The organism is Intrasporangium sp. (genome assembly GCF_035688975.1).
Taxonomy (GTDB): Bacteria; Actinomycetota; Actinomycetes; order Actinomycetales; family Dermatophilaceae; genus CALMNV01.
In genome coordinates this window covers 1-10,502 of the sequence record NZ_DASSMH010000153.1, presented here as the reverse complement: position 1 = coordinate 10,502, position 10,502 = coordinate 1, and the positions used below count along the sequence as shown (strand labels likewise).

General features: G+C 72.5%; 10 protein-coding genes. 9 read left to right on the top strand and 1 reads right to left on the bottom strand.

All coding sequences use genetic code 11. The features are described 5' to 3' along the window. Window positions 1-128 precede the first annotated feature (128 nt). The 3 genes from VFJ94_RS16045 to VFJ94_RS16035 all read left to right on the top strand — a co-directional run bounded on the left by VFJ94_RS16045 (window position 129) and on the right by VFJ94_RS16035 (window position 4,441). A complete protein-coding gene (locus VFJ94_RS16045) occupies window positions 129-1,370 on the top strand; it encodes an MFS transporter (RefSeq protein WP_325005231.1) in 1,242 nt (413 codons plus the stop codon). A gap of 75 nt (window positions 1,371-1,445) precedes the next feature. After that, a complete protein-coding gene (locus tag VFJ94_RS16040; RefSeq protein ID WP_325005230.1) occupies window positions 1,446-3,686 on the top strand; it encodes a DNA polymerase III subunit gamma and tau in 2,241 nt (746 codons plus the stop codon). A gap of 86 nt (window positions 3,687-3,772) precedes the next feature. Then, a complete protein-coding gene (locus tag VFJ94_RS16035) occupies window positions 3,773-4,441 on the top strand; it encodes a lysophospholipid acyltransferase family protein (RefSeq protein ID WP_325005229.1) in 669 nt (222 codons plus the stop codon). A 28-nt stretch (window positions 4,442-4,469) separates the two neighbouring features. Here the strand turns inward: VFJ94_RS16035 and VFJ94_RS16030 are convergent, their stop codons facing one another. Next, window positions 4,470-4,994 carry a pyridoxamine 5'-phosphate oxidase family protein gene (locus tag VFJ94_RS16030; protein ID WP_325005228.1) on the bottom strand — a complete coding sequence of 175 codons (525 nt, stop codon included), beginning with the start codon at window positions 4,992-4,994 and terminating at the stop codon, window positions 4,470-4,472. A gap of 115 nt (window positions 4,995-5,109) precedes the next feature. On the opposite strand from VFJ94_RS16030, the gene VFJ94_RS16025 reads away from it, so the two are divergent. From VFJ94_RS16025 to VFJ94_RS16000, 6 genes are all read left to right on the top strand, one after another. Further along, entirely contained in the window at window positions 5,110-6,222 is a 1,113-nt protein-coding gene (locus VFJ94_RS16025; protein ID WP_325005227.1) for a HoxN/HupN/NixA family nickel/cobalt transporter, read from the top strand. Between the two features lie 9 nt (window positions 6,223-6,231). Further along, on the top strand, window positions 6,232-6,831 hold the full coding sequence (gene recR / locus VFJ94_RS16020; RefSeq protein ID WP_325005226.1) for a recombination mediator RecR: 600 nt from the start codon (window positions 6,232-6,234) through the stop codon (window positions 6,829-6,831). Between the two features lie 96 nt (window positions 6,832-6,927). Next, complete coding sequence (locus VFJ94_RS16015) at window positions 6,928-7,503, top strand: DUF5063 domain-containing protein (protein ID WP_325005225.1); 576 nt, start codon at window positions 6,928-6,930, stop codon at window positions 7,501-7,503. 183 nt (window positions 7,504-7,686) lie between these two features. Next, window positions 7,687-8,961 (top strand): aspartate kinase, encoded by a 1,275-nt coding sequence (locus VFJ94_RS16010; protein ID WP_325005224.1) that lies wholly within the window; start codon window positions 7,687-7,689, stop codon window positions 8,959-8,961. Between the two features lie 295 nt (window positions 8,962-9,256). Then, window positions 9,257-9,550, top strand: coding sequence for a hypothetical protein (locus tag VFJ94_RS16005; RefSeq protein ID WP_325005223.1), 294 nt, complete (start codon window positions 9,257-9,259; stop codon window positions 9,548-9,550). An 81-nt stretch (window positions 9,551-9,631) separates the two neighbouring features. Further along, the gene (locus VFJ94_RS16000; protein ID WP_325005222.1) at window positions 9,632-10,318 is read left to right on the top strand and encodes a DUF6766 family protein; all 687 of its coding nucleotides are present in this window, start codon (window positions 9,632-9,634) and stop codon (window positions 10,316-10,318) included. Window positions 10,319-10,502: the final 184 nt, after the last annotated feature.

The window sequence follows — 10,502 nt, the reverse complement described above, 5'->3', positions numbered from 1 at the left end:
GATGCGCTACCGCGTCGTGGCCTGACGGGACGCCTCACTCCTTCCGGCCTGCGCGGGACGGCCCACGCCCGGCCCGCGGCCCAGCAGGTAGGTAGGGTCTGGGGCAACCCCACGGAAGGTCAGCAGCTGTGTCCGCCCCCGGCAGTGCCCCACCGACCCGCGTCGTGCGGACCGCACGCACCGCCGTCTTCACGGCGTTCGCGCTCAACGGTCTCGCCTTCGCCAGCTTCGCCTCCCGCGTGCCGGACCTCAAGCACCAGCTCGGGCTCAGCGCGGGCGAGCTGGGCCTCACCCTCCTCGCCGCGTCGGTCGGCGCGGTCGTGGGCCTGCCGCTCTCCGGCTGGATCGTGCACCACCTCGGCGCTGCCCGCTCCCTGCTGGGCGCGGCGGTGGTCCAGGCCGTCGGCTTCGCCATGGTGGGGCTCGGCGTCGACGCCTGGGGCAACCAGGTGCTCGTCATGGCCGGCCTGCTGCTCGTGGGCCTCGGCACGGGCGTCTTCGACGTCGGCATGAACCTCGAGGGCGCCTCCGTGGAACGCCTGCTCGCGCGGGCCATCATGCCGCACTTCCACGCTGCCTTCAGCGGCGGCACCGTCGTCGGCGCGCTCGTCGGGGCGGCCCTGTCCTATCGCGAGGTGCCGGTGCTCGCGCACCTGCTCGGTGTCACCGTCCTGCTCCTCGCCGTGACGCCGTGGTTTCTGCGGGCCTTCCTCCCCACCACGGTGCAGGTCGACGACGACGGGGCCACGGTCAAGAGCGAGGCCGGCGTCTCGGCCGCCTGGCGCGAGCCGCGCACGCTCCTCGTCGGGCTCGTCGTGCTGGCCGCCGCCTTCACCGAGGGCACGGCCAACGACTGGGTGGGGGTGGCCCTCTCCGACGGCTACGGTCTGCCCCGGTGGGCGGGCGTGCTCGGCTTCGCGGTGTTCCTCACCGCGATGACGGCCGGACGGCTGCTCGGCACCCGGCTGCTCGACCGTCGCGGCCGGGTCCCCGTGCTGCGGGTGCTCCTGCTGTCGGCCGCCCTCGGCTGCATCCTGGTCGTCTTCGGGGGTCCCCTGCTCGCGTTCGTCGGCGCGGCGGTCTGGGGCGTCGGCGCGAGCCTCGGCTTCCCCGTGGGCATGAGCGCCGCCGCCGATGATCCCGGGCGGGCGGCCGCACGGATGAGCGTCGTCGCGACGATCGGCTACACCGCCTTCGTGGGCGGGCCGCCGCTCCTCGGCTTCCTCGGCGACCACGTGGGCGTGCTGCGGTCGCTGCTCGTCGTCGGCGCGATGGCCGCGCTCGCCCTGCTCGCGCTCCCGGCCGTGCGGGAGCCCGCGGGCGAGGGCGTCGCAGCCGCGGGCCGGCTGGCGCCCTCCGACCGTCCGTGAGCCACAGCGCGGGAGGGCACCTGGGGGCCCGCTCGACGGCATACGTCGTCGGAGGTGGCGGTTAGGGTTTCGAGCATGAGCACCGCCCTGTACCGCCGCTACCGGCCGGAGAGCTTCGCCGACGTCATCGGCCAGGAGCACGTGACGGGGCCGCTGGTGCAGGCGCTGCGGACCGGGCGGGTCGGCCATGCGTATCTCTTCTCCGGGCCGCGAGGGTGCGGCAAGACGACGAGCGCCCGCATCCTCGCCCGGTGCCTCAACTGCGAGCAGGGCCCCACGCCGACCCCGTGCGGCACGTGCGCCTCGTGCGTGGCTCTCTCCCGTGGCGGCTCAGGCAGCATCGACGTCATCGAGATCGACGCGGCGAGCCACGGCGGCGTCGACGACGCCCGCGACCTGCGGGAGCGGGCCAGCTACGGTCCCGCGCAGAGCCGCTACAAGATCTACATCATCGACGAGGCGCACATGGTCAGCTCGCAGGGCTTCAACGCCCTGCTCAAGATCGTCGAGGAGCCGCCGGAGCACGTGAAGTTCGTCTTCGCGACGACCGAGCCGGAGAAGGTCATCGGCACCATCCGGTCCCGGACCCACCACTACCCCTTCCGGCTCGTGCCCCCGGCCAGGCTCGGGGACTACCTGCAGCAGCTCTGCGACCAGGAGGGCGTCCGGGTGGCCCCCGGCGTGCTGAGCTTCGTCACGCGGGCGGGTGGAGGGTCGGTGCGGGACTCGCTCTCCGTCCTCGACCAGCTCATCGCCGGTTCGGGCGACGAGGGGCTGACCTACGACTACGCCGTGTCCCTGCTGGGCTTCACCGACGGCGAGCTGCTCGACGCGACCATCGACGCGCTCGCGGCCGGCGACGGCGCCGCGGTGTTCCGCCAGGTCGACAAGGTGATCGAGTCCGGTCACGACCCGCGCCGCTTCGTCGAGGACCTGCTCGAACGCCTGCGTGACCTCATCATCGTCGCGGCCGTCCCCGAGGGCGCCGGGCAGGTGCTGCGCGGCGTGCCCGTGGACCAGCTCGAGCGGATGCAGGTGCAACAGGCCGCCTTCGGTCCGGGCGCCCTGTCGCGCGCCGCCGACATCGTCAACACCGGCCTGACCGAGATGACCGGCGCCACCACCCCGCGCCTGCAGCTCGAGCTCATCTGTGCCCGGATCCTCCTGCCGGCCGCTTCGGGCGAGCAGGGGTATGCCGCTCGCCTCGACCGCCTCGAGCGCCGTCTCGAGGTGGGTGGGGTGCCGACGACCTCGCGCCCGACGCCCGCGCGCCCGACGCCCGCGCCGTCCCAGGGGGACACGTCGGCCTCGCCTGGGGCGTCGTCACCGACGTCCCGTGACGGGGCGCACGCAAGTGGCCACTCGACGGGTGGGGTGCACGGAAGTGGCCACTCGACGGGTGGGGCGAGCGAGGCAAGTGGGCCGGTGCCGGAGAGCGGCATACCGATCCGAGACGGTGCACCGGGCGACGGCGAGCCGGCTGACGCACCCCCGCCCGCCGCCCCCGCCGCGGCCCCGCCCGCCCGGTCGGCGGGCATGGACACCGACGCCATCCGCCGGGCCTGGCCGGACGTCCTCGGCCGGATCTCCAGCATGCGCCGGGTGACGTGGACCTTCGTGGCGCAGCATGCCCAGGTGCTGGCCTACGACGGCCGGACGCTGACGCTCGGCATGTCCACGCAGGGCCTGACCAACGCGTTCCGGCAGGGCAACCACGCCGAGGTCGTCCGGCAGGCGCTGATCGACGAGCTCGGGGTCGACGCCGTGGTGGACGGCATCACCACTCCTGAGGCGGCACCCGCGGCCGACCCCGCACCGAGGGCCCACTCCGCCGGCGGACCCGAGGGGCCTTCGCGGTCGTCGGGCGGTGCCGAGGGCCGGCCCGGCGCGGAGGGGGGCGCGGCGCTCGAGACGAACTCGGGGTGGGGCGCGGTGACGTCCGCGGCCCCCGACTGGGCCACGTCCGGGACCGCGGCGCGGCCCGCCACCGCGCCAGCACCCGACCCGGCCCCGCAGGGCGCCCCCGACCAGACCCCGCAGGGCGCCCCCGACCGGCCGGGGAAGCTCGAGGCGGTGCCCACCGACGGCGCCCCCGACCACGGTCGCACGGCCCGCAGCGGCGCACGCGCCGTGCGGCAGTCGCTGGGGCAGGCGCGACAGGTGAGAGGCGCGCCCGTCGACCGACCGGTGGGGCAGCTCACCGACGACTCGGCAGTGAGCGACGACGACGAGGACATCGAGCAGCCCGGCGACGTCGGGCGGGTTGTCATCGAGAAGGTTCTCGGCGGGCGGGTGGTCGCCGAGACCGAGGACTGAGGGCCGCCGGTCCGCAGCCGGCCCCGGACCCGGGGCCGCGTGGCGGACCGACCGGAGCACCGGCCGGTCACCCTACAGTGGTGCCCATGTTCTACCGCGTCAGCCGCTCGGCTCTGATCCCGCTGACGCACGCGCTCTACCGTCCACGGATCGAGGGCAAGGACAACGTGCCGCTCAGCGGAGGCGTCATCCTCGCCAGCAACCACCTGTCGTTCATCGACTCCTTCGCCATTCCGCTCGCCGCGCCTCGCCAGGTGCGCTTCCTCGCCAAGGAGGAGTACTGGCAGGGCCGTGGGCTGGGCGGTCGGATCCGGGCCGGCTTCTTCGAGGCCGTCGGGATGATCCCGGTCGACCGGCACTCGTCCCGCGCCGCGCAGGAGAGCCTCGACCGAGCCCTGGAGGTGCTTCGTGCCGGGGATGCCTTCGGCATCTACCCGGAGGGCACCCGTTCGCGGGACGGCCGGCTCTACCGAGGACGCACCGGCGTGGCGTGGCTCGCCCTCACGGCCGGAGTGCCCGTCGTCCCGGTGGGCCTGCTCGGCACGCAGAACATCCAGCCCATCGGCGCGCGCTTTCCCAAGCTCGCCAAGGTCACGGTCCGCTTCGGGCCGCCCATCGGGGTGGAGCGCTTCGCCGCGATGCCGGCGGCCAAGGCCCGCCGGCAGCTGACCGACGAGGTCATGGACGCCATCGCGGCCCTCACCGGCCAGGAACGCGCCGACGTCTACAACGAGGTCCCCAGCTCGGCCGGATGACGCCTCCGGCGGGACGCCGCCTCCACCCTCAGGCGGTGACGTGGCGGCTGCGCAGGAGCTCGGCGCGCTGCCAGGCGTAGCCGACCATCCACTCGGCCCGCAGCCGGTAGAGCCTGACGTCGGGCCCGAACTCCAGCGGCGACTGGCCGTAGTGGGCGGTCCAGTGGGCGACCATCTCCTCGTGCGCGGGGTCGCCGGCACGCAGCTCCTCGGCCCGCCCGTGGCTGAAGAGCGCCAGCTCCTCGTTGTCGACGTGGGCGACGCTGACCGCGGGCCGCTGCCGCAGGTGCCTCGCCTTCGCCGCTGACCCGCTCGTGCTGAAGGTCCACGTGCCGTGCAGGAAGTGGCCGTCCACCGCGCTGATCCGCGGCTCGCCCGAGGCGGTCACCGTGGCCAGGCTGAGCACCTTCATGCCGGTCATGAGCGCGACCACGTCCTCGGCGGTGAGGCGCCGCTCGGCCGTGATGATGGCCCGGAGGTGCTCCGTGGCGCGCGCATGCGAGCGGTCGAGCAGGTCCTGCAGGGCCACGACCTCTTCGGGGGTCTCTCTCATGCCTTCACGGTAGGCGCCCCGCCGAGCCCCGCCGAGCGGTGGACCGGGAGGCCCCAGCCGCAGCCGGATGGGCGTCGGTTGCAGATGCGACTGGGTCGCATCTAGCGTGGGGGTCATGACGAGCGTGTCCACGGAGCCTGCGGCCCGGCTTCGCGGCCGGCTGAGCCGTCCCGCCCGGCGCAGTCTGGCGGGGATGGCGGCCTTCGTCGTCCTCCTCCACGTCGTCGGTTGGGGGTTGCTCGTCTGGGTCGTGGCGCCCCAGGGCTACCGCGTCGGCGGCCAGCTCTTCGGCGTGGGTCTCGGGGTGACGGCATACACGCTCGGCATGCGCCACGCCTTCGACGCCGACCACATCGCCGCGATCGACAACACGACACGCAAGCTCATGGCGGACGGCCAGCGACCGCTCAGCGTCGGGTTCTGGTTCAGCCTGGGGCACTCCTCCGTCGTCTTCGCCATGGTCCTGCTGCTCGGGCTGGGGGTCCGGGCGGTGGCCGGCGCCCTCCAGGACGAGGGCTCCACCCTGCAGCGCACGACGGCCCTCTGGGGCACCTCGGTCTCGGCAGTGTTCCTGCTCCTCGTCGGTGCGCTCAACCTCGCGGCGCTCGCCGGGATCCTGCGGGTCCTGCGGCGCCTGCGCTCGGGCCACGTCGACGAGGCGGAGCTCGAGCGGCAGCTGTCCCGACGAGGCCTGCTCAGCCGGATCCTCGGCCGGGTGACCCGCACCGTGACGAAGGCCTGGCACATGTACCCCATCGGCCTGCTCTTCGGGCTCGGGTTCGACACGGTGACCGAGGTGGGCCTGCTCGTCATCGCGGGCGGGGCGTCCGCGGCCCACCTGCCGTGGTATGCCGTGCTCACCCTGCCCGTCCTCTTCGCCGCAGGCATGTCGCTCCTCGACACGATCGACGGGTCGTTCATGAACGTCGCCTACGGCTGGGCGTTCGCCAAGCCGGTCCGCACCATCTACTACAACATCACGATCACGGGGCTGTCGGTCGCGGTCGCTCTCGGCGTCGGCGGCATCGAGGTCGCCTCGATCCTCACCGAGCAGCTCGGCGTCACGACCGGAGCGTTGGCGGCGCTCGGCTCCGTCGACCTCGGGGACGTCGGCTTCTGGATCGTCGGACTCTTCGTCGTCACGTGGGCACTCGCCCTGCTCGTGTGGCGGTTCGGGCGGATCGAGCAGCGGTGGTCCGGTGACCCGGGCATGGTGCCGCGGGCTTAGGGTGGCGGGGTGTATGAAGGCGCGGTCCAAGACCTGATCGACGAGCTCGGGCGGCTTCCCGGAGTTGGTCCGAAGAGTGCCCAGCGGATCGCCTTCCACCTGCTGCAGGCGGACCAGGAGGACGTGACCCGCCTGGTGGCCGCCCTCACGGAGGTCAAGTCCAAGGTCCGCTTCTGTGACGAGTGCGGCAACGTCGCCGAGGCGCAGAAGTGCCGGATCTGCGCCGATCCCCGCCGGGACCGCAGCAAGATCTGCGTCGTCGAGGAGCCCAAGGACGTCGTGGCCATCGAGCGCACCCGGGAGTTCCGCGGCACCTACCACGTCCTCGGCGGCGCCATCAGCCCCATCGACGGGGTCGGCCCCGACGACCTGCGGGTCCGTGAGCTCATGACGCGGCTGGCCTCGGGCGAGGTCGACGAGGTCATCCTCGCGACCGACCCCAACCTCGAGGGGGAGGCGACCGCCACCTACCTGTCGCGGCTGCTGCGGGACGTCGGCCTGACGGTGACCAGGCTCGCGTCCGGGCTGCCCGTCGGGGGGGACCTGGAGTATGCCGACGAGGTGACCTTGGGGCGGGCCTTCGAGGGCAGACGCAGGGTCGACGCCTGAAGGCTCGACCGGCACACTGGGCGCGGGCGCCCAAACCGGGCACCGGCGTGGCTGCCCGGCCAGGGCACACGGCATACGGCGGATGAGGAGTGGAACATGTCGGGCGAGGTCACGAGCGCAGTCGACGACCTCGGCGGCGTCGCCGCCCTCACCGCGCAGGAGGCGAGCGCCTACCTCACGACGGTGACCGAGGTCGCCTCGGGCGCGTCCCCGGACACGGCGATCCCGGTGCTCACGCTCGCCCTGTCGCAGATCCTCGTCGCGGGAGCCCGGCTCGGCGCCATCCAGGACGTCGTGCCGGAGGAGCGGTTCGAGGCCGACCCGGGGCCCGACGACGACGCCGACCCGCTGCGGGACGGGCTCGCCAACGTCTTTGCCGGGATCGACGAGTATGCCGACGTCGTCGACCCGCTCACCTCCGCGGAGCTGACCGCCGGCTCGCTCTCGGGCGACCTCGCCGACATCGCCCTGGCACTCACGCACGGGCTCAAGCACTACGCGGCCGGCCGGCACGGCGAGGCCCTCTGGTGGTGGCAGTTCAGCTACCTGTCCTCGTGGGGGGACCGGGCCTCGGCGGCGCTGCGGGTCATCCAGTCGATCCTGTCGCACCTGCGCCTCGACGCTGACGAGGAGGCCGTCGCCGACGCCGAGTTCGACGCCCTCCACCCCTGACCTGCCGCCGGGCCGCTCTTTCCGGCACGAGGCTGCGCTCTTGGGCGCAAGCTGCTCGTATGCCGCCAGGCCCGGCCCGGAAGCGCAGCCCGCGCCCCCGACGACAGGCCTGGGCCCGCGAGGAGACCCTGCACGGCTGCTCGGTAAGATCGCCTGTCCGCACCACCAGACCCGGGAGCCAGTGTGAGCATCGTCGTCCAGAAGTACGGCGGCTCGTCCGTCGCCGACGCCGAGAGCATCAAGCGCGTCGCGCGGCGGATCGTGGAAACCCGGCAGGCCGGCCACTCCGTGTGCGTCGTCGTCTCCGCGATGGGCGACACGACGGACGAGCTGCTCGACCTCGCCGAGCAGGTCACCCCGACCCCCCCGGCCCGCGAGCTCGACATGCTCCTCACGTCGGGCGAGCGGATCTCGATGGCGCTCGTCGCGATGGCCATCGCGCAGCACGGCGTGGAGGCGCGGTCCTTCACCGGGTCGCAGGCCGGCGTCATCACCGACGCGGCACACGGCGCGGCGCGCATCATCGATGTCACGCCGGGCCGGATCGAGGACGCGCTCGCGGCCGGGCACGTCGCCATCGTCGCCGGCTTCCAGGGCGTCAGCCAGACGACGAAGGACATCACGACGCTCGGCCGCGGCGGCTCGGACACGACCGCGGTGGCGCTCGCCGCCGCGCTCGGCGCCGACGTGTGCGAGATCTACACGGACGTCGACGGTGTCTTCACGGCCGACCCCCGGATCCTGCCGAGCGCCCGCAAGCTCGACGTCCTGGCGATGGAGGAGATGCTCGACCTCGCCGCCAACGGCTCGAAGATCCTGCACCTGCGTTGCGTCGAGTACGCCCGCCGTTACGGCATTCCGATCCACGTGCGCTCCTCGTGGTCCCAGCGTGAGGGCACGTGGATCAAGGACAACCCCTACGAAGGAGAAGGCGCTGTGGAAGCTCCGATCATCACCGGCATCGCCCACGACCGCAGCGAGGCCAAGATCACGATCGTCGGCGTCCCCGACAAGGTCGGCGTGGCGGCACGGATCTTCGGCGCCATCGCCGACGCCGGGCTCAACATCGACATGATCGTGCAGAACGTCTCCGTCGCCGAGACGGCCAAGACCGACATCTCCTTCACCCTGCCGCAGGGCGACGGTGCCAAGGGCATGCAGGTGCTGCAGGGGATCAAGCACGACGTGGAGTACCAGGACATCCTCCTCGACGACAACATCGGCAAGATCGCTCTCGTCGGCGCCGGGATGAAGTCGCACCCGGGCGTGTCGGCCAAGTTCTTCAAGGCGCTCGCGGATGCCGGGATCAACATCGAGATGATCTCGACCTCCGAGATCCGCGTCTCGGCGGTGACCCGCGCCGACCAGCTCGACGACGCTGTGCGCGCCGTCCACACCGCCTTCGGGCTCGACTCCACCGAGGGCGAGGCGATCGTCTACGGCGGCACGGGCCGCTGACTTTTGTCCCGAGGGCAGCCGACGCGAGGCGGCTGGCCGGCGGCGTATGCCGCGTCCTCCCGGTTGCGCTGCGCCGGCTTGGGTATGGTCGACGCGGAACCCACGAGGCCGCGACGCCGAGCGGCACGTCTGGGGTGACGGCCACCCGCTAGAGAGGACCTTCATGCGCTCCCAGTGCACGAGCCGTCGTGCCCGAGTCCCAGTCCTGGCGGCGTTGCTCGCGCTCGGCGCGGTGTCGGCGTGCTCGTCGCCGGAGGCCGACTCAGCGTCGGCGGCGGCAACTCGCTTCGCCACCTTGACGTCCCGGTCGCCGGAGCGGGCCTGCCTGCTGCTCGCCCCGCAGACGAAGCAGGAGCTCGAGGAGAGCGCCAAGAGCGACTGCGCCAAGGCCCTGCCCGACGAGGACCTCCCCGAGGCGGGGCGGGTCACCGGCGTCGACGTGGCGGGCGACTCGGCGCGAGTCGTGACGGCGAGCCAGACGATCTTCCTGGCCCGGTTCGACGTCGGGTGGAAGGTGACCGCCGCGGGCTGCAAGCGGCTGACGACCGACGACTCCAGGCCGTATTCCTGCCCGGTCAAGGGGAGCTGAGATGCGCGTGATGTTCTGGGCCTACGTCGGCTTCATCTTCGTGGGGCTGCTCTACTTCTTCGTCATCGGAGGGCTGCAGCGATGAGTGACGACCGCCGCCGGCCGCTGCGCGACAACTCCCTCTCCATCGTCTTCGGGTTGATGCTCCTCGCCACCTTGGTCGCCCAGGCGGTCTGGGGGCTCCTGGAGTACAACGAGCAGGCGCGCACAGCCTCGCTGCAGGAGATCTCGTTCCTGCGCTTCATCACCTCGTCGCGCTTCGCCGTCGACGTGGCCGAGAACTGGCAGTCCGAGTACCTCCAGTTCACGCTCTACATCCTGCTCACGGTCTGGCTCGTGCAGCGCGGCTCCTCCGAGTCGAAGAAGCCCGGCGAGTCGGGCCGCGAGTCGGACGAGAAGCAGCGGGTTGGTGCCTTCGCGCGGGCCGACTCGCCGCGCTGGGTCAAGGCCGGCGGCTGGCGGACCGCCGTCTACTCGCACTCCCTCGTGACCATCATGGCGGTCATCTTCGTGCTGTCCTGGGGGGCGCAGGCGGTGGCCGGCCGTGTCGCCAACAACGAGGAGCGGATGCGCGACCTGCTTGCTCCCCAGGACTTCCTGGCCTACCTCGGCTCGCCCGACTTCTGGACGCGCACACTGCAGAACTGGCAGTCCGAGCTGCTCGCCATCGGCAGCATGGCCGTCTTCGCGATCTACCTGCGCGAGCGGGGATCACCGGAGTCCAAGCTCGTCGGTGCGCCACACTCGGAGACAAGCTCGGACGACTGAGTCTTGCCGTATGCCCACGCCGGGTTCCGTCCCGGGGGCGTGCGGAAGTGGCCACTCGACGGGGGGCGGGCGTGCGGGAGTGACCACTCGACGGGATGTGCTGGCCGACCTCTCAGGTCGAGTGGCCAGTTTGGTTCGGGGGGACGTGCGGAAGTGGCCACTCGACGGGGGGTGCTGGCCGACC